The following is a 25,037-nucleotide window of genomic DNA, read 5'->3' on the forward strand; positions in this document are numbered from 1 at the left end:
CCGAATGAACTCCGCAGCCAAAGGATGCATTGTCTCTCTCGTGGCAATCGCTGGCGCAGGATGCAGTGCATCCGAGTTTTCCCTCTCCTCCCAACTGCACATTACGCAGGTCGGTGTACTGCTGTTATCCTGCATTCTGCTATTGGCGGCCCATGGTCTCAATCAGCTGCGACGGCGCGCCATAGCACAGCGTCAGGAAGCCCTTGAGCTGCTCGGCCAGCAGGAACACCGCTACCGCACACTGGTTGAGAAGCTGCACGTGGTTACCTGGGAAATGTCCTACCCCTCCCTGCGCTTTGTCTACGCCTCCCCCCACGCCGAAGACCTGCTCGGGTTTCCCGCCAGCGACTGGCTGCAGCCCGATTTCCTGGCCAACCACCTGCATCCGGAGGACCACCGACGAGTCCTCTCCAGCCTGCGCGAATATGCCCTCGCCAAGCAGCAGCAGAGCTTTGATTTCCGACTGTGTCGGCAGTCTGGCGACTGCGTCTGGGTTCGCGCCATCATCAACCGGGTCAGCAGCGAAGAATACGAAGCAGCCTCGCTGCACGGGCTGCTGATCGATATTCAGGAGCAAAAACTGGCTGAGCAGGCGCTGCGCAGCTCCGAGCAAAAGTTCGCCTCCGTGTTTCACAACTGCCCCGACACGATAGTCCTGGCAGAGGCCAACGAAGGCCGCTTTCTATCAGTCAATCGGACGTTCGAGGAACAGTTTGGCATCACCATGGCGGACGCTGTTGGTCATACCGCCACCGAACTCGGCATCTGGGTCAATCCCGGAACCGGACCGGGGCTGTTGTCGCTCCTGCTGACAAAAACCAAAAACAATATTGAGCTGGAGTTCCGGCGCGCCGACGGCAGCCGCTTCACTGGCCTGTTATCCGCGCGCTCGGTGAGTATCGACAATCAGCCGGTACTGGTTACCGTGCTCCGTGACATTTCAGCGCTCAAGCACACCCAGGAGCAGCTGCGCTTGTCGGAACAGAAGTTCTCGCGCGCCTTTCATGCCTCACCGGATGGCTTGCTGATCAGCCGGGCCAGCGACGGGATGCTGCTCGATGTTAACGAGGGCTTCACCCGCATCACCGGCTATACGCGAGAGCAGGCGATCGGTACAAGCACTCTGGCGCTGCGGATCTGGCGTGACGATGACGACCGTAAGCGCATGGTGGAAACCTTGCGGCGCGAAGGGCGGGTTCGCGACATGCTGTCTCAGGTAACCACAACGACCGGTAGCGTGCGGCAAGTCGAGATCTGTACCGAGGCGATCACCATCAACAATCAGGAGTGCATGCTCAGCATCGCGCGCGACGTAACCGAACGCCTGGAAATGGAAAACTCACTGCGTCAGGCAGCCACAGTCTTCGAAAACACCAATGAAGGGGTCATCATCACCGACTCGGAAAGCCGGATTGCCGCCGTCAACCGGGCCTTCAGCCGCATCACCGGGATCCCCGCCCACGAGGCTGTCGGCCAGCCGATCGAGAGACTGGCCACGTATGCGGAAGATCAAAATATCGTCTCCCAAGCCTGGGAAGCCATCAAGACACATGGTCAGTGGCAGGGGGAATCCTGGAGCAGGCGTGCCAATGGAGAACTCTACGCAGCCTGGAGCAATGTCAGCCAGGTAGTGAACGTAGACGGCAGTCTCAGCCATCTGGTTGCGGTTTTCAGTGACATCACACCGCTCAAGCACACCCAGGCAAGACTGGACCACCAGGCTCACCATGACCCGCTCACCGGCCTGCCGAACCGCACCCTGTTCGAAGCCCGCCTGCGCGAGGCACTGAACAGCCTGGCGATGAACCAGACAGATCAGCTCGGCGCCCTGCTGTTCATCGACCTGGACCGCTTCAAACAGATTAACGACAGTCTGGGTCATCCGGTTGGCGACAGCCTCCTGCAGCTGGTCAGCCAGCGCCTGTGCTCAGTTTTGCGCGAAATAGACACCGTCGCTCGCCACGGCGGTGACGAGTTCATCGTCCTCCTGCCCAACCTGCATACCGACGTGGACGCCGCCGCCATCGCCGACAAACTGCTTGGCGTGTTTCGCACCCCTTTCCTGTGTGCGAGCCACGAGTTTTTTGTCAGCGCCAGCATCGGCATCAGCCTGTTCCCAACCGATGCAGATGACGTCAACAGCCTGATCAAGCATGCTGACGCGGCCATGTACCAGGCCAAGAACCAGGGCCGCAATCGCTACGCGTTCTACACCAGCGACCTGACCGTCAACGCCCACCAGCGGTTGGAAATGGAGAATGACATGCGGCGTGGCCTGGAGCGCGGCGAATTTATCCTCTACTACCAGCCCAAGGTAATGTGCGACGGCGGCAAGCTGAACGGTGCAGAAGCACTGGTGCGCTGGAACCACCCACAGCAAGGGCTGATTGAGCCAGACCGATTCATCCCGCTGGCCGAAGATACCGGGCTGATCGTCGATCTCGGCCGCAGCATCCTGCACAGCACCTGCGCGCAGCTTGCCGAATGGCGGGATCAGGGATTCCTGCTGCCCAGAGTTGCGATAAACGTCTCCGGCACCCAACTGATCGGCAACCAGCTGGTCAGCGACATTCGCCTGGCCCTGACCGAACACGGCCTGACCGCCAGCCAGCTGGAGTTGGAAATTACCGAAGACTTCGTCATGAATCAGAACCGCGAAGCCATCACCCTGCTCGACCTCTTCAAGAGCATGGGCATACACCTGTCGATTGATGATTTTGGCACCGGCTACTCTTCGCTCGCCTACCTGAAGGAGTTGCCACTGGATACGCTGAAGATCGACCGCAGCTTCGTTGCCGGACTGCCGGAAAACCATCACGATGCTGCCATCAGCCAGACCATCATCGTGCTGGCCCACAACCTGGGCATGAATGTCATTGCCGAAGGTGTGGAAACCACAGCCCAGCGTGACATCTTGCAAGCGCAAGGCTGCGACAGTATTCAGGGCTACCTGATCAGCCCACCGCTGTCCGCCAGTGCGTTCGCCACAACCTTCCTCAGTCGAGCGCCTAGTCACCAGCCATCACAGTCCGTATAATCCTCGGCGCTATAACAGCGCGGGCCTATAGCTCAGTTGGTCAGAGCAGGCGACTCATAATCGCTTGGTCCCAGGTTCAAGTCCTGGTGGGCCCACCAATTTCTCCTGCCGTCGCTGTGCAGCTGTTCTTCGGACCATAGTCTGTCCGCTTTGGCCAAACTTTGGTAAGAACTTTACCTGCCATGGCCGCGAGCTACTCTACGTACGCCTAACTAGCCAGCAAGAACTAGAGACGCTGGCAGACCAACTTATCGCCACCACCTACCCCTTCCACAGCTCGAACTAGACGCTCCTTCCTAACCAAGTTCATCAAAATGCAGCTTGACCATCATCTCGCACCATTAAGAATGAATTTCGCCACTCAATTGATGGCTGCCCCAAGGCCCCTGAGATACTGCTTGATGAAAAGCGTCCGCTTTCGGCCGATTCTGTTGAAAAAGTAGCTCCGATCTCATGCCGTTGGCAAAATTGAGCCATCCGCCAATGTAGGAGCGAGCAGCATGATGGGGCAGTTACCGGGAGGACAGCATCGGCTGTTCTACTCGTTCAACCTAGAAGACCACGTCCCAGCTCAGCACCTCCTCCGCAGCATCGACCAGTGCCTGGATCTCTCGGATCTACGCACCTACCTCGCGGACTTCTATAGCCCCATTGGGCGGCCCTCGGTTGATCCTGAGCTGATGGTGCGGATGCTCGTCGTCGGCTACTGCTACGGCATTCGTTCCGAGCGCAGACTGTGCGAAGAGGTGCATTTGAACCTGGCCTATCGCTGGTTCTGCCGATTGGGCTTGGAGGACGCAGTACCCAATCACGATGGACTGCGGCACCCGGTGGCCCTGCCTTTTTTGCCTATTCGACGAACTACTTGATCGATACAGAGCACGGCGTGATCGTCGACGTGGAAGCGACGCCGGCGCACAGAACTGCCGAAGTTGACTCGACCAGAACAATGGTTGATCGAGTTGAAGCGCAGTTCGACCTGACGCCTGCACGTCTTATCGGCGATACAGCCTACGGCACTGCCCCGATGCTGGCTTGGATGGTGGAAGAAAAGGACATCGAGCCACATGTGCCCGTCTGGGATAAAACCGAGCGTAAAGATGACAGCTTCTCCAGTAACGACTTCCAGTGGCGCCTGGAAGCCGATGAATATCGCTGCCCTGCAGGCAAGCCGCTTCGAAACGGATGGCGTACCTTTAGTCAACAACGGTCGAAGGTGACGAAGGCCAACACCATCATCTATCGCTCCAGCCGAGGCGACTGTGACACATGCCCTCTGAAGTCAAAGTGTTGCCCCAACACACCGACCAGAAAGATCGCCCGCAGCATCCATGAGTCCGCCCGTGAGGTGGCTCGACGCGTAAGCACCACGCCGCAGTACATCGTCTCGCGCTGCGAACGGAAGAAGGTCGAGATGCTTTTCGCCCATCTCAAACGCATCATGAAGCTTGATCGTTTACGGCTTCGAGGCCTGAGCGGTGCTACCGATGAATTCACTATAGCTGCATTGGTTCAGAACCTGCGGCGCATGGCGAAGCTATTGCCTCAGGGCCCACCGCATACAGGATAGGTCCGCCCACTCGCTGCACAAACCCTCGAATTAACCCTCAAACCCGGGCAAAAGAGCCATCGAAACACCTGAAGGTCACTTGATGCCGCGATAACCGCTCAGGCGGCAACGGCTGAACAGGTCGTTACTCGCGTTGAACCGAGTTTTTCAACAGAATCGGCCAATAGCAGACGTTCAACTGTGCCTATCAAATTGCGGTGCTTTCTTTCGGCTTAGCTTCCGAAGACCATTGCCATGGACGATGAATGCAACTCTTGGGGATTACTTGCCAGCAAGTCTATCTGGCTCTTGCTGTGCATGCATTCCGCGAACTCTGCGCCTACAGCCATGGGGAAGTACTTGTGTGCGGTTAGGATTTCAGTGGGATCCCCCCAACCTACGGCACCTAAAAAATGTGGGTACTTATCTGGGAACAAAGTAGCAATTGATGTCATGAGGGTCGGCTCGATAATCTCTCCGCTATCAACTGTGAGCCATGCATGCAGGTTGAACCCTGATGACCACTGCTTCTGCATTTCACCCACGGAGATGCCTCGTTGGCTCCAGTTGCTTAGGTCGCTCCACGTCGGAGAGAACATGGCCCTGTCGTCAACCCATATTTGCCCGACCGTGAGCCATATTTTGCGTCCGAGTTTTTGTTCAAGATAAGGCGCAAGGTAATGGCACCATTTGAGGCACTGGAAAGCTGCCTTGCTAAAGTCTTTCACCCCCGCAGAACGTAGTACTGGTTCGAGAAAGGTACCCTTTACCTCAAGCTTCTCATGAGGCCTCCAAGATGGCCTTTCTACCGAGAACCCACACGATTTTGTGAACCTAATGGCGTTCGCAAAATCGACCTGATAGTCACCGATATCTTCGTTTGATTTAGGCAGTTTGGGTGGCCGGTAGAGCAGGGTTCGAATCGTCTTGATCATGTACGAGTCTCGCGGGTGAGAGCGGGTTAGTGCCGCGGCCTGTTGACGGCAGCTGAGCGAGTCTTGGGGTGGCGAAGCGGGCGACTGGCCACAAGGCAGCAGAGTTCTGGCATTTCACGGAAAACGCCCGATACGAATGTCTACCTATGTATGACTGCTGCATACGCTGCCCAATCAATTGCCGGGACCGTGCCCAGGGATTGAAGGCGAGAAAGGAGTCGAAACAGAAAGTAGATGAGAGAGCCCTCAGATCCCACGACCTTGAGCGTGTCATCGAAGTGATCGAACGCCCCGTCATCCAGCGCGCAGCCACAATCTAATTGCTCCAACGTCTCGGCCGGTAGGTGCTTCAGGAAATGTTCCCCCAATCCATCAGTCCAGCTCGATTTAGGCGCGACGATACCCGCGAGGATAGGGAACAGGGGCTTAGGATCGTATGTCCCGCCAGCATGCGCAATCGAGACCGATGTCCGGTGTAGCTTACGAACCGATGCGGCCTTGTTGCCCGCGTACTCCAAGTAGCTTTTGTCGAAATGCGGCTTGGATTCGAAGATCGCGTATACGGCTTCGACGGGAATGTACCGATGATTCTGCTGGTCGAGCAGAGTCGGAGTGAAGTGACGATCGAAGATGACGATATCAATCTGGTCACTTCGATTGCCTTGACTGTCTATCACCAAGCCTGTCGCTACTTGGTAGCGATTCGGCAGGTAGGCCCTAAACACTTCAATCCAGTGATCCTCGACGACGGTACCGTGTGTCCCCGCATGCGAGATGGACTGGGCTGCCCGCTTCAGCTTGACGGCTAGCTCTGCCTGAACATCCACAAACGCATCTTTCATCCAGGCAGTGTCAGCAATGCGATCTTTTTTTGTAGCCATGGTTACTCACTCGCGGGCACGGTGACGGGGTGCCTGACAGGCGTCGGGATTAATGATCTAGGAACGCAGGAGTCGGTTTCATCTCATGCGCAATTCGCACAGCTCTGCCCGGGTTTACCGCCTGGGCCGGGTAAGCGTCCAAGACGATTGACGGGATCAACCGCTGAGTCAGGTCCGAGAAAGTGAACCCGGGGATATTGCCTTCCCTCGGACCTGTTACTTTCACGAGATCGTTTAGCGCCGCTTTAGGGATGCCGAGCTGCCCCAGACGCAGGGTAAGGATGCTGCGACGCTGCTCTTCATTCGGCCGGCCAAACGATAGAACTTCGGCTGCACGCCGTTTCACTGCGGGATCTAGTGCGTTAAGCCGGTTGGTACACATGATGACTGCGGCCGGCAGTTGGGCGTTCGCAATGCGATCAATACCTCTAATGAAGGCATTCACGCCAGCTCGGTCCTCATGGTGCATCTGAGCATTCTCACGAGACTGAGCCAGGGCATCTGCTTCATCAATGAGCAGGATGAGCGCGCCACGAGACCGGCCATTGCTCGACTTGAGCTTTTTGGCTTCCTCAATGGTGTAATCGAAAGCTGCTGATATCAGTTGGGTCATTTCCCCGACGCGGCCTTGTCCACGGGTTGAGAGGCTTAGCGGGAAAAGCGTGATGCCAATATCTTCCTGACGTGCAACCGCATCACCAATAGTCTCTGCCAACTCAGTTTTTCCGCTACCTACATCCCCTGCGAGTACGACAAGAGGCGGGCGGCGCAGAACTGTATCGATCAGAGCTTCAGAGCCGGGATGAAACTTCTTAGCCCAATCGGTGAGGCCGGAGGAGTTAACCAGAAGGCCAAGGATTTTGGCCAGACGGATTTTTTGGTCGTCCAAGCCAACCAATCTGGCCAGCCTCTCTTGTGGCTCAAAATCCGGATAGCTGACGCGATATTCAAAAAGTTCATCCAACGCAGGCTTATTCATTAGTAACTCCTAACGGTAGAGCGATCGAGAGTGCGGCCCCCGGACGAGTAAGAGCGGTCGGAGGTCATAAAGCCATTCACTCCGGGTTCGTCCGCCACTCCTCGGCTAAAAGGCAGTTGAGCCTTAACTGCATCGCGGTCAGCTTGCGATGTGCGATCCCAAGCAGCGTTGTAAGTCAGGTAGCTGGCGAATAGGGCCCCAGCGACATCCGCATTTGGGCGAATGCGCCCTGGCGTGTCGTCGGCAGCGTTGCTCGACAGCTCGGATGCTGAGTACTTAAGGGTGGGCTCAATCCATTTCCCATCGCGCTTGAAACCGTAGGTCACAGTGCCGAGGTAACCAGCCTTCAGCAGAACGGTTACTTCCTTTTCATAATCGGAGATCGATTCCGTGCTCGGTTTGCCATAGAGGCGTTGAAGGCGCATCAGATCGGCTGCTACTTTCGCCGCCATGTGTTTGGCGTGGGTTAAGGTAAAGGTTTGGGACTCTGCGACCGCATAGCTAGAGGACGACATGCTGTTACCTCACACTTGGAAGGCTGAACCGAAGACTTGCTGCCAGTAGCCGACAGTCAGCTGCTTATTTGGAGCATAGAGCGCGGCGTCGATGGCATCACCTGCTTCCAGCGCAGCCTCAATGATCGCGTCAACGTTCTGCTGCGTGTAAAGCCGAGCCACATTGTTGGTCGGGTTCACAGGATCGATGATCTGTACCGGTTCGGTGAACGTGCCGACCTGTGATACTGGATAGTTGTCTGTGAAGAAGATTTTCTCGCTCAGCTCTGAGCGGACGATGTAGGTAAAGAAGGACTGGAGAGCTTCCGGGTAGTCAGAGAGGTCGACGCCGTCGTCGCAAAGCTTCGACAGGATCATCTCGATCATGAACGACTTGAACCTGAAGCCTTCGCGCTCACGCTTCATCAGTCCCGCCCAGTACTTCACGAGCCGTACTACCTGTGCGTAGTGCGTTGGCTGGGCACGTTTACGAGCTTTGGCGAACTCTAGGTGCAACGGGATGCTCGTTTCCAGGAAAGAGCCATCTTCTTGACTGATCAGGTTGCCTCGCCATTGAGGGAGGCCGCCGTAAAGGACTGGGACGATATCGACGTCCAGGCCTGACCCGCGGAACGATACGGTTACCGAGTAGGTTTGAGGTACGACCTGCTCTGGACTGAACTTAGGGAAAGCCTTGCGCAGTTTTTCAGCCAGATAATCAATCAGTTCCTTGGTGTCCTGTGGGGCCTCCGATCCGCTAACGTAGACCGCTACGTCGATGTCGCTGAGCGAGCGGAGGGCGGTCCCTTTAGCCAAGCTACCGGAGACGAGCATTCGCTTGAGCGAGAAATCTGGATGCTCGGAGAGGTATCGCTCCAATTTTTCCTGTAAGCGCCCGGCCTGCTCCCGATATGCGCTAGCCTTTTCCTTGGGTAGGTTCACCTTTTCCTCAGCGAACCGTGCGATGTCGCGGTGATCTACGTGCTCTCTGGACATAACATTCCCCCTAGGGACGTGTATCAAGTGAAGCCAGAACGACCACGCTGCACAGCGCTCATCGGCTAGCTCTGCAAAAGTTCGGAATAGCGAACTTTTTGCTTACGCTACTCCGAATTTCGGTATTGTCAAACGCTTTGTTCGGAATCGTGGTAAAGTTTTTCGACCATAACAGAAAGGAGCGAAATCGTGACGACCCGTCTCGGCGAGAAGCTCCGCGAGCTGCGTAAGCAGCGCGGGCTTACACTAGAGAAGCTGTCAGATATGGCTGGTCTGAGTAAAAGCTACCTCTGGGAACTGGAAAACCGTGAGTCTCAGCGGCCTTCGGCAGAGAAGCTGACTGCCCTGGCTGACGTGTTGGGTGTAGCGACGCAGTACTTTTTCGAGGAGGACGTTCGAGCCCCTGAAGAACGCCATCTCGACGACGCTTTTTTCCGCGGGTACAAAAACCTGGACCCAGATGCCAAGGAGCATCTTCGAAAGATTTTGGAAACCTTCAAAAAGGGAAATTAATGGTCGATAAGCAGGTATGGACGCCTCAGAAGGCAGCCAACCGGCTGTCCAAAATCATGGAGGCTTTCGGTAGCGCACACGGGGGCAGATTCCCAGTGGATGTGCCGATGCTGGCCAAAGAAGCAGCCAATATTTTCGGCTGGTCGGATCCGATCACTGAAGTCACTCCGGTCGACATCAAGAGCTTTGATGGCGCGTTGTTCCCGGACGATGAGCGAAGGAAATGGATGCTGCTTTACAACAGCGCAATGGCTTCACCAGGCCGAATCCGTTTTACCCAAGCTCATGAGTTAGGTCATTACATCCTGCACCGTCAGGCGCGACCTGCCTTTCAGTGTGGCAACGATGACATGCTTGACTGGGAAGACAAGACAATCGAGGCCCAGGCGGACCTCTTCGCGTCATACCTACTCATGCCTTTGGACGATTTTAGGGCGCAGGTTACCACCACTGTTGACCTAGAGCTGCTTGGGTATTGTGCGGAGCGGTACGGCGTATCCATGACGGCCGCTGTTTTGAAGTGGCTTCAGTACACCGAAGAGAATGCGGTTCTGGTGTTGTCCCGCGACGGCTTTATGCAGTGGGCATTTTCAAGTAAGCAGGCATCTCGTTCAGGGGCTTTCTTCCGTACGCGCAAGCAGACAGTCGAGATACCAACTGGCTCTCTCGCTGCTGCTTCAGGTGTCAAGCAAGAGCGTAGGGGAATCAAATTACCAGCGAAGATCTGGTTTCCTCACGCAGAAGTCGACACTTTTGTCCGAGAGATGAAGGTCTCATCTGATCAATTCGAATATGTTTTGTCTCTGCTGATTTTGCCGCGTTCGGCCACCGTATGGCGTGCGGATGAAGATCGGTTTAAGCCTTGGTAGGCTAAGCGCCCGCGTAGTCGAGTCGATTTTCAAGAGCTTGTCTTTGTTTAACTTCCAAGGTTTTTCCCGAAATGAATCTGAATCGACCCACTTGATCGACGCATCTGATCGTCTGCATCTGGCCGAGAGGCGCCTTTCACAAAAGGCTGAAACCGGCCAGAAGCATTCATTAGATGCCGACAGGCTGGCTCCTGTCTTTTAGGGGGGCATTCCAAACAGCCAATCGGCTCCATGTTTGAGTCGAAAAAACGCTTCCCAGTCTGCTGGGAAGCGTCAGTTCTACCATCGCGTTTTCCCTTTGATCCTAATGCCTATCCTGCCTTCCTTTGCCTTTCTTGACAGAGCGCACGAACTTTCCAAACGCCCTATCCTTCCTGCGTCTTTCAAGATTCGACATCTCGTGAAACTCGGATTCCTTCTTGAGCTTAAGATAGTTTTGGAAATGCTCCGGGTCCAACTCCCCGTTAGCGATACCCTCCCGAATGGCGCAGCCCGGTTCGCTGGTATGCGTACAGTTGGCAAACCGACATTCGTGCGAATACGCCTGGATATCACTGAAGCTATCGTCGATGCCTTCACCGACGCCAAGCATCCCCAATTCGCGCATACCAGGCATGTCGATCAAAGACCCACCTTGCTCAAGCACGATCAGCTGACGCCGGGTGGTGGTATGTCTGCCCTCGCCGGAGGAGCTGACTGCGCTGGTAGTCAGCTCGGAGCCACCAACCAGACAGTTGATGAGCGTTGTCTTGCCTACGCCGGATGAGCCCAGCAGACAGTAGGTTTTCCCGGGCTCAATCAGTTCGCGAACCAGGTCAACGCCATTTCCACTAACATTGCTTAGTGCAATGACTTTGGCGCTTATCCCGGCGTCGCGGATCCTCGAGATCAATTGCTCCAACTCAACCGGACTGACCAAATCGCTCTTGGTCAGCAGTATCACTGGCTCGATCCCCCCTTCGCTCGTTATCACCAGATAGCGCTCCAGTCTTCGCACATTGAAGTCAACGTGACAGGACTGAACAATGAAGGCCAAATCGATATTGACGGCAATCATCTGGAACTCAGCTTTGGCGCCAGGCTTTCTCCGCCGCAGAAACGACTTGCGCGGCAGCACCTCAAGGATGCTCGCATGGGCACCGGAGTCGTGATATCTAACGTTGACCCAGTCACCAACGCAAGGCAGACCGACAGAAGATGCGCTGGAGTGAATAGCTTTGCCCGTTAGCTTGGCAGGCACTTCCTTCTCGGAATTCCTGACTGTGTATTGATCGCGATCAACAGCAGTCAGTCTGGCGATGGATTCGCCTTGACGACAATATTTTTCAGGCGGCGATAAATCCTTATGACGATCGCATGCGATAGGAGCAGAACAACCTGAGTCGCCGCGTGTATCGGCAGTGCGGCAATCATGGGCAAGCTTATGAAGAGCCGCTTGCTTCGGCTTGGAAGTAGTCATGTTGAAAATCCATTTGCAGTAATCAGGACGAACAAAAACCGCAAACCCCCTGCTGGTGGCCTGCACATGTTTGTGACCGCGATAACCTGTATACCCTGCGTGTGCAGGGTTCGGGTTATCGGATTACTGCAATATCCAACATCCAAACCTCGATAAATGATGCGGGCTGAATCGGGCGCCGCTGATTGATGTTAGCCACCTGGAGAGTTCAACTCAAGAACTCTCCAAGCTCAATGCTCAAGGCCGCAGAAAGATGGCAATGTCTGGCCGCGTATGCCGGCCATTCGCTCAGTACTCAACCGTCTGCTTCTTGGGCGCTATGCGGCTGTAGCTGATTTTCAGGGGTAAATTGCTACGCCTGCTTGCCGCGCTGATTGTACCTCTCGCCCGCGTTTGACTATGCTGCAGCTAGCGGCACACCGATCCTCATCAGACCCAAGACTGTCCCGTGAAGCACAGCGTATTGCTCGTCACACTGCTATGCATCCTGCTCGGCGCAAGGGCCAAGGCGGATGAGTATCGGATCGTGACTGAGGAGTGGGCACCCTACAACTACCTGCAGGACGGACAACTGACCGGACTGACGACCGAGATTGTGCGTGCAATCATGGCGCTCACTGGTGACGACTTCCCGATTGAGGTGGTGCCCAGCATGCGGGCAACCCACGACCTTCGCCAGCAGCCGAAAACGATCATGTACTCGCTGTTTCGCACGCCTGAGCGCGAGTCTAGCTACCACTGGGTTGGCCCCATCGCTGAGGAAGCTATCTACCCGTACCAGCTAGCCAGCAGCGAAGCGCCCATACACTCGCTGGTGCAGCTGATGCAGGCGCCGCGCATCACCACCCGGCATGCCGGTCTGGTACCCGACACCCTTGAATCGCTTGGTTTTAGAAATATTGATCGCAGCGCCAACCAGAACGTGCAGCTGTATCGCATGCTGCTGGCCGGCCGCACTCAGATCATTGTCGGCGACACCCCGGCCGGAGTGGCCTACTACAGCAAGCGCCTGCAGATACCCGCAGGCGCCCTGCGACAGATTCCGCTGGAGCTGTTTCGCTCTTCCCTCTACATCGCTTTCAGCCGCGACAGTGCAGAGGCCGCGGTTACCCGCTGGGCAGAGGCGCTTGACCAGTTGCGCAGCAGCGGCAAACTGGAGCAGATTCGCCTCGCCTACGAATAGCGTGGCGGCGGCGTAATGGACAGCGGCCGGCGCAGGACTGCTACCATCGAGCCGGCAACACATCATCCCTCCAGCCGAAGAGCGCAACCCCGTGGAACATCTCAACCTTCGCCACCTGCACTATTTCTGGATGATCGCTCGCTCAGGCTCGATTGTCCGGGCGGCCGAGAGTCTCGACCTGTCACCGCAGACCCTGAGCGGCCAGTTGGCGACCCTTGAAGCGACGCTGGGCAGCGCGCTGTTCAAACGCGCCAATCGGTCACTGCAGTTGACCGACTTCGGCAAAACCGTATTCGCCTATGCCGACGATATATTTCAGTCGGTTCAGTCGCTGACCGATATCCTGCAGCAGCCACCGGAAGAGCGGCGCTGAACCTCTCGGTCGGCATCGCTGCATCCATCCACAAGCTGATCGCCTACCACCTGACCGAACCCGCGCTGGCGCTGCCCAGGCCGGTACATCTGGTCTGCCAGACCGGCGAAACAGGGCAGCTGCTCAAGCAGCTCGGGCAGAGGGAACTGGATATTCTGTTGACGGACCGTCAGCCGGACTTCAAGGACGCGGGGCAGTTCCGGGCAACTCGACTGGCAAGCTCGTCGATATCGCTGTTCGCCACTCCCGAACTTGGCGCACGGCTGAGGCCCGGATTTCCGCAAAGTCTCGACCGCCAGCCGTTTCTGACCACCTCCCTCAATGCGCCCTATATCAACGAGTTGATGAACTGGTTCGCCACCATGCGAATCCGCATCAATGTCGTCGCTGAAGTGGACGATAGCGCACTGATCAAGGTCTTCGGGCGTCAGGGATTAGGGTACTTTGCGGCCCCGACGGTGATCAGCGACGAGGTTTGCCGACAATATGAGGTGGAGTGCATCGGTTCGATCGAGGAAGTCAGAGAAACCCTTTACGCAGTCACCCGGGCCCGCTCAAGCGGCAACGCAGCTGTGACTGCGCTGTTGAAAGCACGACCGGAACTCGATGACAGCATCGAAAAAACCGATCTATAAAATCCAAAAAGCTCGATTTATCAAGAATCCATTATTCGCGATCCTAGGCCTGTCGAAAACTGTTCGGAGACAGGTCATGAAAACCATCCATCAGTATCAACTGGCTAGCGACAAGCACACCAACAGCCTGGCACTGCGCGAGGGCTTCCGAATCGTACGCTGTGAGTACGTACTCGCACAGAAACGCGTTTACCTGTGGGTCGAAGAACCGTTGAAGATCGATCTGCCGGTTACCGAGCATCAGTTCCTGGTGGTCGGGTCCGGTGTCCCGGTGCCGGTCAGCCACCGCTACATCGATACCGCGATTGACCCGTTCGGCCCGGAGGCCTTCCATGTCTACGAGGTGGTGCAGGCCAGCGATCTGCAGGAAGCCAGCCCCGAAGGACAACACCCAACACCGGCGCACAGCGAGTTAAGACTAAGCGCCTGATCCAAACGCTGAGTTAAAGAGCCCCGTTTCGGGGCTCTTTTTTGCGCGCAATTCATCCAACCGTATCTACGGAAGCACATCCATGCCCGACATCATCGTCATGTTCTTCATCCTCGGTCTGATCGCGGGCTCCCTGCGCTCGGACTTGGCCATCCCGAAAGCGGTCTACGACATCCTGTCGCTGCTGCTGATGCTGACCATCGGTCTGAAGGGCGGTATGGCCCTGCACGGCAACCTGCACTGGTCGCTGCTCGGCGAAGTGCTTGCGGTAACGGCGCTCGGCTTCCTTATCCCGCTAATGCTGTACCCGTTGCTGCGTCACCTGGTCAAACTCAACGTCGCCGATGCGGCCAGCTTCTGCGCCCACTACGGTTCGGTCAGCGCCGGCACCTTTGCCGTCGCCCTGGCCTGGACCGAGTCACGCGGAATGCTGGTAAGCGGGCAGGTCACGCTGTACCTGGTGCTGCTGGAACTACCAGCGATTATCACCGGGCTATGGTTGTATCGCCGACTCAGTAGCTCACCCGGCCAACCCCAGACGGTTGCCAGCACGCCGCTTTGGCAGGAGACGCTGACCAACCGCAGCGTGATTCTGCTGGTCGGCGGCGTGGTGATTGGCCTGCTGTACGGCAAGCAAGGCGGTAGCCAGGTCACTGGCGCGCTGACCAGCGGCTTCGCCCTGATTCTCGCGCTGTTCCTGCTGGAGATGGGGCTGGTGGCGGCGGAAACCCTGCGCAAGGTTCGATTGCAGCACTGGCGGGTTATCGCCTTTGCCCTGTGCATGCCCACCCTGCTTGCAATGCCCGGCATGTTTACCGGCCTGCTGCTGGGGCTGGCACCGGGCACCACCGTGATCCTCGCCACGCTGACCGCCAGCGCCTCCTATATCGCCGCCCCGGTGGCCGTGCGGCACGCCGTTGAGGAGGCCGACATCGGGCTGGTGATGCTGGCCTCGCTGAGCGTGACCTTCCCGTTCAACGTGCTGGTGGGTATTGAGCTGTACGCGGGCATCCTACAACGGCTAACCGGCTAGCGGCCCCACGCACGGGCAGCCCGACGGCTGCCCGTGACAGCGGCTGCCGGAGCACCGATACTGCGCCCCAACAGACTGTCGCAGGCTTGAGGGGACGCCATGGCAACGCTGAAATACCTCGCGGGTTACAACTCCGAGCTGCGCCAGCAGGTCCAGCAGTTGATCGACCGTGGCCAGCTCGGCGGCTGGCTTGAGCAACGTTATCCGCCCGGCGAGCAGCATCCGATCCAGACCGACGCCGCGCTCTACGACTACACCCAACGCCTCAAGCAGCAACACATGCGCAGTAGCGGGCCGATCAGCAAGGTGTCGTTCGACACCCGCATGCACGTGATCGACAACGCGCTGGGGCAACACCAGTTTGTCAGCCGGGTACAGGGCGGCAAGTTGAAGAGCAAGAACGCGATCAAGGTCTCGGCGATGCTGAAAACTCTGCCCGAACCGCTGCTGCGCATGGTGGTGGTGCACGAGCTGGCGCACCTGCGCGAGAAGGAACACAACAAGGCGTTCTACCAGCTGTGCCGGCACATGGAGCCGGACTATCACCAGTTGGAGCTGGACCTGCGGCTGTTCCTGACCCTGCGCGACAGCTAGCGCGGTTGCGGATTGGCTTGCAGCCAAGCGGCCAGTTCGGCAACGGCCTGCGGCGCCGTTCTGCTGGCACCGACCCAGCTACACGCCAGCATCAGGTTACGCGGCAGACCGAAGTTCTCGACCACAAAGCCGTCCGGACACAGCCCCTGCTCATCACGCGGCAGTTGCTCGATCATAGGCTGTTGATCGGGGAAGTACGCCCACACCGGTTTGCCCAGCGCACAGGCAAAGCCCACTTCGAAGACGGTGCCGGAATCCGGCTCGTTACCGCGAAAGTGGCCCAGATTGGCCAGCACCGCGTCGGCGCGGCGCAGGCTGTCGAGGTTGGCCTGACAGATCCAGCCAGCCGGATCGCTCAGCCCCTCCGGCAGAGCCGCATCCAGCGGATAGAGCCCTTCCAGCCCATGCGTGGCGCACAGCGCCTTGAGATACTCGCCACGCGCTAGGGCGTCGGGATAGAACACGTCAAAACCGGCCAGATATACCGAAGGCACCGGGGATCTCCTGCGTGGATCAGACAAGCGGATTCAGCGTGGCAAGGTCTGCGGCCTGGTCCAGATCGAGACAGACACCGGCATCCTCCACCGCCAGCACCTTAACGCAATCGGCATGGGTGCGCACAATCTCGCGTCCGCCGCGATCACCACTGAGGGTCAGCAGCTGCGGCCAGAAGCGCCGCCCGAACAACACCGGGTGGCCGCGCTGCCCCTGCCAGCTCGGCAGTACAATCTCCTCCGGGCCAGACTGCTGCGCCAGCGCTTGCAGGGTGGTCGGCTGAATACATGGCATATCAGCGAGCAGCACGGCGATGGCATCCGCATCACCATGCCGCAGATGTTCAATACCCAGTACCAGCGAACTGGCCATGCCCTGCGCACTGCGCGGATTGAACAGCACCTCCACCGCATCCGGCAACGCCAGCGCCTGCGGATCGTCATCACCGCGCAGCACCAGAGTTACCGCGCCGAAGGCCGCCAGTGCGTTCTCCAGTGCACGATTGAGGACCGTCTGGCCGCTGGCCAGGCGTGCCTGTCGCTTGTCGCCGCCGAAGCGCCGGGAGAACCCAGCGCCAAGCATCAGGGCGGCAACCCGTGGCATCAGGCCTTGGCGTCCAGCAGCATCACTTCACGCTCGGCAATCAGGCCAGCCAGCGCCTTGCCCATCGCCTGATAGTGCGGCGCCTGACGGTGCGCTTCGATGGCCTCCATCCCGGCCCACTGCTCAACGAATACGAAGCGACTGGCATCGCTGCGGTCGTGGTGCAGCACATAACCTCGGCAACCGGCCTCGGCGCGCGACGGCTCAACCGCTTCGGCAAGAATGGCTGCGACCTGTTCGGCTGCGCCGGGGACGGCGCGCAGCACCGCTACGACGGTAATGATTTCGGACATCTAGTTACTCTCGATACTGGAGGGTGCTGGCAGATCCTGCTTGCACCCGTCATGGATATGAATTGCAGAAGGTTCGTGAATGGCGGACTGCCGCTGTTGCAGCATTCCACCCACGCGGCCGTTGAGCACCGCGGTCATCTCGCCCAGAACCGCCAGCGCGACGGATTCGGGGGTATCGCCACCCAGGTCGAGACCGACCGGGTAATGCAGCCGCTCGACGCCCGGCAAGCTAGCTTGCGCCATGCCGGCCAGCAGCCGCTCGGTGCGCTCACGCGGTCCGAGCTGGCCGATGTAGCACGCCGACGACGCCAGCGCCTGCGCCAGCCACCAGGCATCCTGCTGCAGACTGTGGGTCATGACCACTACCGCCGCGTCGGCCAGAAAATCCTTCAGTGCGAAGCTGTTGTCCAACTGCCCGAGTAACACCGCATCGGCCTCCGGAAAGCGACTGCGACGGGCAAAGTGCGCCCGGCTGTCGATCACCGTCACATGCAGGCCCTGCAGTTTGGCCATCCGCACCAGCGGCTGGGCATCGTGCCCGCCGCCGAAAATCACCAGCCGCCGCGCCGGGCGGAGGTGCTCGATCAGCACCTCGACCGCGCCGCCGGGCTGGCGGAAACAATGCAGCGCAGCACGCCGGGCAGAGCGCGCCTGCCGCAGCAGTGGCAGCAACGGCGCCGACCAGGCGTCGGGCAGGCTGCCCTGCAACTGATCATCGGCAGTCAGAAGCAGTCGCTGCCCGAGTAAATCAGGCTGCGAAGCGCTGACGACGGTCGCCACACTGAGTCCAACAGTGCCATCGGTCAGCGCCCGGCAGCCATCCAGCAACAACTGACAGGCCACGGAATCGACGCGCTCGAACAGCAGGTGCACGGTACCGTTGCAACCCAGGCCAAAACGCACTGCCGCATCGCCGTCTTCATCCTCTTCGGCGGTGCTGTAGCTGCGCAGCGCCGGGCCGCGCTCGGTCAACCAGCGGGCCGTGCGCGCCACCTCGGTTTCCAGGCAGCCGCCGCTGACTGTCCCCTCGGTCTGCCCCAGAGCGTTGATCAGCATGCGCGCGCCAGGGCGGCGATAGGCCGAGCCCTCGACCTTGGCCACCGTCGCCAGCACCGCATCGTCGCCCTGCCGGGCGGCCTCATCGACCGCCTTGAGTAGCTGTTCAACCGCCGACATTACAACTCCTGCATTCGATTCAGTGGCCGGTATTGCCGCGTTTGGCCGCCACATCAGCGGCGCTCAGAGTTCCACCGCTCTGACCGAAGTGCTGCAGCACGAAGCTGGCAACCGCAGCCAATTCGGTGTCCTGATAACCCGCGGCGAAGGACGGCATCTGCTGATCTACCCGCGCGTCCGGTGCGCCGTGACCGCGCAGCAGGATACCCAGCAGGTTGGTGCCAGCCGGGTCATTGACGGTTTTCAGGCCGCCAAGTGCCGCGACCGGGGATTGCGTGCCGCCACCATCCCAGGCGTGGCAGCCGGCGCAGTTACCGGCGAACAGCTTGCTGCCGAGAGCGCCATCGGCCACCGGTGTCGGATCCGCGTTCACCTCGGGCCGGGCGATACCACTGGCCTGCGCGGGAGTGCTGAGCAGGTAGGTCGCGATGGCAGACAGGTCTTCCGGGGTCAGATGACGCAGGCTATGGTTGACCGCATCGCCCATCGGCCCACTGGCCACCCCCTTGCCCGGCGCATACCCTTTGCCCAGATAGCTCACCAGCTCGGCCGGCGACCAGGCACCGATGCCATAGGTCTCGTCCGAGCTGATGTTGTAGGCCTGCCAGCCCTGCACCAGGTTACCTGCCAGCGGCTGGCTGCTGCTCAGCGCCTGGGCAAAGTTGCGTGGGGTGTGGCACTCACCGCAGTGACCCGGCCCTTCGACCAGATAGGCGCCGCGATTCCACTCCTCGGACTGATCCGGATCGGGCTCGAAGCGCTCGTTATCGTGGAATACCAGATTCCAGAAGAACATGCCCCAACGCTGGTTGTAGGGAAAACTCAACGTGTTCTCCGGCACCGTATTGCTCACCGGTTCCAGGCTGAACAGATAGGCCTTGATCGCCTTCACTTCGTCGTCTGACATCAGGGTGTAAGCAGTGTACGGGAACGCCGGATAATAGCGCTTACCATCCTTGCCAACACCGTCATGCAGGGCACCCAGGAAGTCGGCATCCGTCCAATCGCCAATGCCGGTGGCCTTGTCCGGGGTAATGTTCGGGGAATACAGCGAGCCAAACGGCAACTTGAACTCGACGCCCCCGGCGAAGGGCTTGCCGCCTGGCACTGTGTGGCAAGCCACACAGTCAGCGGCAGTTGCCAGATACTTGCCACGGGCGATCAGGTCGTCGTCTGCGGCCTGTACGGATAACGCCGAGGCAGCCAGCCCCAGCCCGAGAATCACGGATTTGCTCAGATGCATGGGTTCAGCTCCTTAAACCGGGAAGTAGCCAGCGCGGCTCAACGGCAAACGCCGCAACCGCTCGCCGGACGCAGCCGCCAGCGCGTTGAGCAGCGCCGGACCAATCAGCGCGGTCCCGGTCTCGCCGACCCCGCCGGGTGACTCTGTGCTCGGCACAATGTGCACCTCGACGCCGGGCGCTTCACCGATGCGCAGTTGCCGGTAGGTGTTGAAGTTGCGCTGCTGCACCCTGCCCTGCTCAATGGTGATTTCATTGAACAGCGAGGCCGACAGCCCGAACAGGGTGCCGCCTTCGATCTGCGCCAGCACCGAGGTCGGGTTGGTCACCAGACCGCAGTCGATGGCACTGACCAATCGCTTGATACGAATGCCCTTGTCCGCCTGCATTTCCAGCTCGACCACAGTCGCGACAAAACTGCCGAACACCGCGCTGACCGCGATGCCACGCCCCTGACCGGCCGGCAACGGCGTCTGCCAGTCAGCCTTCTCGGCGGCCAGTTTGAGCACCGCTTGTGCCCGCGGATGCTTATCCATCAGCGCCAGCCGGTAGTCGACCGGGTCCTTGCCGGCATTGTGGGCCAGCTCGTCGATAAAGCACTCCAGCGCCAGCGTGCTGCGCAGCGGACCCACCCCGCGCCACCAGGACACCGGAATCACCTTCGGCTCCTCGCGGATGTAATTAACCTGCAGACTGTCCAGCGCGTAAATCGGGTCAATAGCCACTTCCACCGCATCGCCATCGACACCGTTCTCAGGCAGGCTGCCCATATAGCGAGCCAGCACCGAGGCGCCAGCGATCCGATGCTGCCAGGCCTGCGGCTTGCCGTCGGCGTCCAGCGCGGCGGTCAGCCGATCAACATAGTGTGGGCGATACATATCGTGGGTCATGTCTTCTTCACGACTCCAGATCAGCTTGATCGGATAGCTGACCTGCCGCGCAATCGCGACGGCCTGGGTGATGAAGTCGTAGTCCAGCCGGCGGCCGAAGGCGCCACCAATCAACTGGTTATGCACAACCACCTGCTCCGGTTTCAGTCCGGTGATGCTGGCTGCTGTCTGCTGGGCAAATACCGGCACCTGGGTGCCTACCCACAGATCACAACCATCAGCGCGTACATGCGCCACACAGGTCATCGGCTCCAGCGGCGAATGGGACAGGAACGCCTGTTCGTACACTGCCTCGAAGCGGCTGCTGGCCGCCTCCAGTGCAGCGGCGACATCACCGCTGCTGTGGGCAACCACGCCGTCGGCGCTGGACGCCTGTTGCAGTGCGGCGTCCAGCTCGGGTGAGCTGATACCGGCATGTTCGCCCAGATCCCACTCGATTTTCAGCGCCTTGAGCCCCTGCTGGCAGGCCCAGTAGTTGGTCGCGGTAACCGCAACGGCGTTGTCCAACGTGACCACGTCACGCACGCCCGGTACCTGCCGCGCCGCGCTGGCATCGACCGACTTCAAGGTGCCACCGTACACCGGGCAGGTCAGGCTGGAGGCAACCAGCATGTCCGGCACTTGCAGGTCGATGGTGAACAGCGCCTTGCCGTTGACCTTGTTCGGGGTATCAATGCGGCGTGCCGGGGTGCCGATCAAACGGAACTGATCCGGCGTTTTCAGCGTGACGCTGGTCGGCAGCGGCAGGGTGCTGGCCAGATCGACCAGCTCGCCATAGCCCGCCTGACGCTCGCCCGGCCCATAGACAACGCCTTCGCGCGCCTCGCACTGGGCAGGATCGACCGACCATTGCTGGGCAGCCGCCTGAATCAACAGCAGCCGCGCGGTCGCACCGGCTTCACGCAGGGGTTGCCAGGCATGCCGGGTTGAGGTTGAGCCCCCGGTCGCCTGGAACTGCATGATCGAGTCGGCGTAAAGCTCACTGTCCGGCGGGGCGTCCTCGATGCTGACATCGGCCAACCGAACCTCCAGCTCCTCAGCCACCATCATGGCGATACCGGTATGCGTGCCCTGCCCCATCTCGATCTTCGGTGAGATCACGGTCACCTTGCCGTCATGCCCGACCCGCACATAGGCGCCATAGCCACGGGGCGTCTGATCACCGAGACGGCCGGCAGCAGTCGCTTCAGCCGCCACACTGTCGGGGATAAAACCGGGCAACCAGGTGCTCAGCACCAGCCCGCCCATCACTGCGCTGGAGCCCTTCAGAAACCCCCGGCGCGATACCTGCCCTGGTTGCCTGCTCATGCCTGTTCCCCCTTGCCGACGTCCTTGATGGCGGCGCGAATGCGGGTGTAGGTCGCACAGCGGCAGATATTCCCCGCCATACCGACGTCAATCTCCGCGTCGCTGGGATTGGGTTGGCGCTGCAGCAGCGCGGTGGCCGACATAATCTGCCCCGACTGACAGTAGCCGCACTGCACGACCTCGTGCTCCAGCCAGGCCTGCTGCACCTGACTGCCCAGCGCCGATTCGCCAACCGCCTCGATAGTGGTGACCGCACGGCCGGCCACAGCACCAACCGGCAGCACGCAAGAGCGCACGGCTTCACCGTCAAGATGAACGGTGCACGCGCCACACTGGGCGATACCACAGCCGAATTTGGTGCCGGTCAGGCCGAGCACATCGCGCACCACCCAGAGCAGTGGCATGTCAGCAGGAACGTCGAGCTCATGTCGCTCGCCGTTAACGGACAACTGAATCATAGATACCTCGTCAGGCAACGCAGGTTATTGGTTTTCGATTCACTCTAGCATCTGTGGCTAGCTTGAGACATAAAGCCTTAGAACAGCACGGTCGAGGCAGTCGGCAACTGCCGAACAACTGCAGCAAGCGGGAAAACAACCAGTCTAAATAAACGGAGAGTAACCAGCGCGGCGTCGCAACCGATAGCACAATACTCTGGCTGCCTTGCGCTATTGCCCGATTTCGAGTCGCCACGACGTCAGCCTGCACTCTGCCCCGCCATCTTCAGGATTAGCGCAAGCGCGCGTTGTGCCGGCGGTGACAGGGTGCGATTGGCCAACTGAATCAGGTTGCTGTGCAACTGGTAGCCCTGCGCAGGCAACCCCGGCTCCAGATGCCGGGTCAGATCGACCAGCCGCCCCGCACGCACGTCGTCGCGCAACCAGCCCTCCCAGGTAAAAAGCAGACTGTCGCTATGCAGAACCGTTTGCCGTAACAGCGGCAGACTATTGCAACTCATGAGCGCAGGTAGCCTGGCATCAGCAGGTAGCGCCAGTAATGCCAGCAGTTGCAGCGCCGAGGCATCATCCAGCAGCGCGGCAGACCAGGGGTAGTCCAGCAGCAGCGATGATTGCAACACAGGCGCCACGGCCAGCAATGGATGGCCACTGCGACAGTAGATAGCCGTGTCCCTAGGAGGCAAGCGGGTGATCTGAAAACGCGGATCCTCATGCAATGGCCCGGTGCCGCCGACCAGAAACTCAATGCGCTCCTGCTCCAGCAGACGCAGGAGGTTCTGCCAATGATCAACCTCGACATTCAGCCGCAGGCCCGGGCAATCCCGACGCAGCAGCGGCAACACCTCCTGCATGTAGCTGTGCGCGGCCAGCAAGCCGACGCCCACATTGAGCTCGCCCCCCTCGGCATTGGCCAGATATTGCGCCGATGCACTGAGGTTTTCAGCGCGACGCAGCAGGTCCCTGGCTTGCAACAGCAGCTGTCTGCCCGCAGCGGTCAGCTGCACGCTGCGGGTCCCACGGTCAAACAGCCGCAACTGCAGGTCGCTCTCCAGCGACTGGATGCTGCGGCTGAACGCGGTCTGCGACAGGTGCGCGCGCTTGGCGGCCCGGGAGAAATGCAGCTCCTCGCTGAGCAGAACCATGTGGCCGAGGCGCTTCAGGTCCATTAATGAACTCATTGCATCAATAACTCACAATACATGCATTGGACTTGATATATAGCACTAACCAATACTCACCCCAAGGGCATGCGGCGCGGCAGGCCCGACAAGAACAACAAGATAAAAGGGGTAACTCATGAAACGCACAACCCGATGGCAGCGTAACTGCCTGTCCCTGCTGCTCGGCGGCCTGCTGGCTGGCCAAGCTATCGCGGGGCAGCCACCACTCGATGCCCATGCCAGTGATCCGACGGTCATGGGCTGGATGCAGGGCTTTCCGCCTGCAGCTGATAAACAGGTGAACGGCAACAACTATCTCCTGTTCCCAAGAACCCGCTGGTCCTTCTCGCATATTCGCGAACTGCTGCCGACAGCAAACGTAGGCCGAGGGGCTGGCGCAGTCAGCTCGCTACCCGACGCCCGCCGGGACGACATTGACGACCTGCAGTTCCAGTTGGCCGACGGCTCGAACATGACCTGGGCGCAATCACTGGCGGCCAACTACACCGACGGCATCGTGGTACTGCACCGTGGCCAGGTGGTTTACGAGCATTACTTCGGCGCCCTGCAGGCCGACCGCCCGCACATGGCCTTCTCGGTGACCAAGTCGTTTATCGGTACCCTCGCGGCGATGCTGATTGCCGAAGGTACGCTGGACGAACAGGCCCTGGTATCGAGCTACGTACCGGAGCTGAAGGACAGCGGCTTCGGTAACGCTACCGTGCGTCAGGTCATGGACATGACCACTGCCATTCGCTATTCCGAAACCTACTCTGACCCGACGGCAGAAATCTGGGAGTACTCCCGGGCCGGCAACCTGATCCCGCGTCCAGCCGACTATGCTGGCGCAACATCCCTGTACGGCTTTCTGCAGAAGGTACAGCCCGAGGGTCAGCACGGGGAGGTATTCGCCTACAAGACGGTTAACTCGGATGTGCTGGCATGGATCGTTCAGCGGGTCACCGGCAGTTCCTTCGCCGAGCTGTTGCAACAGCGGATCTGGAGCAAGCTGGGCGCCGAACAGGATGCCTACATCGTGGTCGATCAAATCGGTACCCAATTCGCCGGAGGCGGCCTCAATGCCAGTCTGCGCGACATGGCCCGATTTGGTGAAACCCTGCGCAACAACGGCCGTTTCAATGGCCAGCAGATCGTTCCGGAAGCCGTGGTGGCCGATATCCGTAATGGTGGCGACCCAGCCAAGTTCGCCGCAGCAGGCTACGCCACGCTGCCGAACTGGAGCTATCGCAATATGTGGTGGGTTTCCAATAATGCGCACGGCGTCTTCGCCGCCCGCGGCATCCACGGCCAGACGATCTATGTCGACCCGAAGGCCGAGATGGTCATCGCCCGCTTCGCCTCCAACCCGGTGGCAGCCAACGGTGCCAACGACCCGATCTCGCTACCGGCCTACAGCGCGCTGGCGCAATTCCTGATGAGTCAGCCGCAATAG

General features: G+C 59.4%; 24 protein-coding genes, 1 tRNA gene and 1 pseudogene. 12 read left to right on the top strand and 14 right to left on the bottom strand.

Annotation, left to right across the window (positions count from 1 at the left end; genetic code table 11):
• Positions 1-4: 4 nt before the first annotated feature.
• The 3 genes and pseudogenes from ACKPCU_RS00070 to ACKPCU_RS00080 all read left to right on the top strand — a co-directional run bounded on the left by ACKPCU_RS00070 (position 5) and on the right by ACKPCU_RS00080 (position 4,607).
• Positions 5-3,037, top strand: a complete 3,033-nt coding sequence (locus ACKPCU_RS00070; protein WP_321349058.1) for an EAL domain-containing protein — start codon at positions 5-7, stop codon at positions 3,035-3,037.
• A gap of 21 nt (positions 3,038-3,058) precedes the next feature.
• Positions 3,059-3,135, top strand: a tRNA-Ile gene (locus tag ACKPCU_RS00075).
• Positions 3,136-3,537: 402 nt separating this feature from the next.
• Positions 3,538-4,607: pseudogene (locus ACKPCU_RS00080) on the top strand (transposase).
• Positions 4,608-4,819: 212 nt separating this feature from the next.
• On the opposite strand, the gene ACKPCU_RS00085 reads toward ACKPCU_RS00080, so the two are convergent.
• The 5 genes from ACKPCU_RS00085 to ACKPCU_RS00105 form a co-directional block, all read right to left on the bottom strand.
• Positions 4,820-5,521 (bottom strand): hypothetical protein, encoded by a 702-nt coding sequence (locus tag ACKPCU_RS00085; RefSeq protein WP_321349059.1) that lies wholly within the window; start codon positions 5,519-5,521, stop codon positions 4,820-4,822.
• 140 nt (positions 5,522-5,661) lie between these two features.
• Positions 5,662-6,402: a DUF6602 domain-containing protein gene (locus ACKPCU_RS00090; RefSeq protein ID WP_321349060.1), complete on the bottom strand. Its 741-nt coding sequence runs from the start codon at positions 6,400-6,402 to the stop codon at positions 5,662-5,664.
• Between the two features lie 49 nt (positions 6,403-6,451).
• Complete coding sequence (locus ACKPCU_RS00095; protein ID WP_321349061.1) at positions 6,452-7,381, bottom strand: ATP-binding protein; 930 nt, start codon at positions 7,379-7,381, stop codon at positions 6,452-6,454.
• A complete protein-coding gene (locus ACKPCU_RS00100; RefSeq protein ID WP_321349062.1) occupies positions 7,381-7,896 on the bottom strand; it encodes an HORMA-1 domain-containing protein in 516 nt (171 codons plus the stop codon). Before ACKPCU_RS00100 ends, ACKPCU_RS00095 begins: the two co-directional genes overlap by 1 nt.
• Positions 7,897-7,905: 9 nt before the next feature.
• Entirely contained in the window at positions 7,906-8,871 is a 966-nt protein-coding gene (locus ACKPCU_RS00105) for a CBASS oligonucleotide cyclase (protein WP_321349063.1), read from the bottom strand.
• Between the two features lie 189 nt (positions 8,872-9,060).
• On the opposite strand from ACKPCU_RS00105, the gene ACKPCU_RS00110 reads away from it, so the two are divergent.
• Positions 9,061-9,384 (top strand): helix-turn-helix domain-containing protein, encoded by a 324-nt coding sequence (locus tag ACKPCU_RS00110; RefSeq protein WP_321349064.1) that lies wholly within the window; start codon positions 9,061-9,063, stop codon positions 9,382-9,384.
• Positions 9,384-10,253: an ImmA/IrrE family metallo-endopeptidase gene (locus tag ACKPCU_RS00115; RefSeq protein WP_321349065.1), complete on the top strand. Its 870-nt coding sequence runs from the start codon at positions 9,384-9,386 to the stop codon at positions 10,251-10,253. The genes ACKPCU_RS00110 and ACKPCU_RS00115 overlap by 1 nt, the downstream gene beginning before the upstream one ends.
• A 304-nt stretch (positions 10,254-10,557) precedes the next feature.
• Here ACKPCU_RS00115 and rsgA read toward each other — a convergent pair whose 3' ends face one another.
• Entirely contained in the window at positions 10,558-11,712 is a 1,155-nt protein-coding gene (gene rsgA / locus ACKPCU_RS00120; protein WP_321349066.1) for a ribosome small subunit-dependent GTPase A, read from the bottom strand.
• A 448-nt stretch (positions 11,713-12,160) separates the two neighbouring features.
• On the opposite strand from rsgA, the gene ACKPCU_RS00125 reads away from it, so the two are divergent.
• The 6 genes from ACKPCU_RS00125 to ACKPCU_RS00150 all read left to right on the top strand — a co-directional run bounded on the left by ACKPCU_RS00125 (position 12,161) and on the right by ACKPCU_RS00150 (position 15,960).
• Positions 12,161-12,895, top strand: coding sequence for a substrate-binding periplasmic protein (locus ACKPCU_RS00125; RefSeq protein WP_321349067.1), 735 nt, complete (start codon positions 12,161-12,163; stop codon positions 12,893-12,895).
• Between the two features lie 91 nt (positions 12,896-12,986).
• Positions 12,987-13,268, top strand: a complete 282-nt coding sequence (locus ACKPCU_RS00130; protein ID WP_321349068.1) for a LysR family transcriptional regulator — start codon at positions 12,987-12,989, stop codon at positions 13,266-13,268.
• Positions 13,269-13,387: 119 nt separating this feature from the next.
• Positions 13,388-13,903 carry a LysR substrate-binding domain-containing protein gene (locus ACKPCU_RS00135; protein ID WP_324292989.1) on the top strand — a complete coding sequence of 172 codons (516 nt, stop codon included), beginning with the start codon at positions 13,388-13,390 and terminating at the stop codon, positions 13,901-13,903.
• A gap of 76 nt (positions 13,904-13,979) precedes the next feature.
• The gene (locus tag ACKPCU_RS00140; protein WP_321349069.1) at positions 13,980-14,333 is read left to right on the top strand and encodes a DUF7352 domain-containing protein; all 354 of its coding nucleotides are present in this window, start codon (positions 13,980-13,982) and stop codon (positions 14,331-14,333) included.
• Between the two features lie 82 nt (positions 14,334-14,415).
• Positions 14,416-15,366 (top strand): sodium-dependent bicarbonate transport family permease, encoded by a 951-nt coding sequence (locus ACKPCU_RS00145; protein WP_321349070.1) that lies wholly within the window; start codon positions 14,416-14,418, stop codon positions 15,364-15,366.
• 99 nt (positions 15,367-15,465) lie between these two features.
• The gene (locus tag ACKPCU_RS00150) at positions 15,466-15,960 is read left to right on the top strand and encodes a M48 metallopeptidase family protein (protein ID WP_321349071.1); all 495 of its coding nucleotides are present in this window, start codon (positions 15,466-15,468) and stop codon (positions 15,958-15,960) included.
• Here the strand turns inward: ACKPCU_RS00150 and ACKPCU_RS00155 are convergent.
• From ACKPCU_RS00155 to ACKPCU_RS00190, 8 genes are all read right to left on the bottom strand, one after another.
• A complete protein-coding gene (locus tag ACKPCU_RS00155) occupies positions 15,957-16,454 on the bottom strand; it encodes a nucleoside 2-deoxyribosyltransferase (protein WP_104738142.1) in 498 nt (165 codons plus the stop codon). The genes ACKPCU_RS00150 and ACKPCU_RS00155 overlap by 4 nt on opposite strands.
• 19 nt (positions 16,455-16,473) lie before the next feature.
• The gene (locus tag ACKPCU_RS00160) at positions 16,474-17,058 is read right to left on the bottom strand and encodes a nucleotidyltransferase family protein (protein WP_321349072.1); all 585 of its coding nucleotides are present in this window, start codon (positions 17,056-17,058) and stop codon (positions 16,474-16,476) included.
• The gene (locus ACKPCU_RS00165; protein ID WP_321349073.1) at positions 17,058-17,351 is read right to left on the bottom strand and encodes a putative quinol monooxygenase; all 294 of its coding nucleotides are present in this window, start codon (positions 17,349-17,351) and stop codon (positions 17,058-17,060) included. The genes ACKPCU_RS00160 and ACKPCU_RS00165 overlap by 1 nt, the downstream gene beginning before the upstream one ends.
• Positions 17,352-18,527 (bottom strand): XdhC family protein, encoded by a 1,176-nt coding sequence (locus tag ACKPCU_RS00170; protein ID WP_321349074.1) that lies wholly within the window; start codon positions 18,525-18,527, stop codon positions 17,352-17,354.
• 19 nt (positions 18,528-18,546) lie between these two features.
• The gene (locus ACKPCU_RS00175; protein ID WP_321349075.1) at positions 18,547-19,770 is read right to left on the bottom strand and encodes a cytochrome c; all 1,224 of its coding nucleotides are present in this window, start codon (positions 19,768-19,770) and stop codon (positions 18,547-18,549) included.
• Positions 19,771-19,782: 12 nt separating this feature from the next.
• Positions 19,783-21,966 carry a xanthine dehydrogenase family protein molybdopterin-binding subunit gene (locus ACKPCU_RS00180; protein ID WP_321349076.1) on the bottom strand — a complete coding sequence of 728 codons (2,184 nt, stop codon included), beginning with the start codon at positions 21,964-21,966 and terminating at the stop codon, positions 19,783-19,785.
• Positions 21,963-22,424, bottom strand: a complete 462-nt coding sequence (locus tag ACKPCU_RS00185; protein ID WP_104738137.1) for a (2Fe-2S)-binding protein — start codon at positions 22,422-22,424, stop codon at positions 21,963-21,965. Before ACKPCU_RS00185 ends, ACKPCU_RS00180 begins: the two co-directional genes overlap by 4 nt.
• 239 nt (positions 22,425-22,663) lie before the next feature.
• Positions 22,664-23,590 carry a LysR family transcriptional regulator gene (locus ACKPCU_RS00190; protein ID WP_321349077.1) on the bottom strand — a complete coding sequence of 309 codons (927 nt, stop codon included), beginning with the start codon at positions 23,588-23,590 and terminating at the stop codon, positions 22,664-22,666.
• A gap of 130 nt (positions 23,591-23,720) precedes the next feature.
• Between ACKPCU_RS00190 and ACKPCU_RS00195 the strand changes: the two genes are divergently transcribed.
• Entirely contained in the window at positions 23,721-25,037 is a 1,317-nt protein-coding gene (locus ACKPCU_RS00195; RefSeq protein WP_321349078.1) for a serine hydrolase domain-containing protein, read from the top strand.

It is taken from the genome of Halopseudomonas oceani, from assembly GCF_963677335.1.
In the GTDB taxonomy this organism is placed as follows: Bacteria; Pseudomonadota; Gammaproteobacteria; order Pseudomonadales; family Pseudomonadaceae; genus Halopseudomonas; species Halopseudomonas oceani.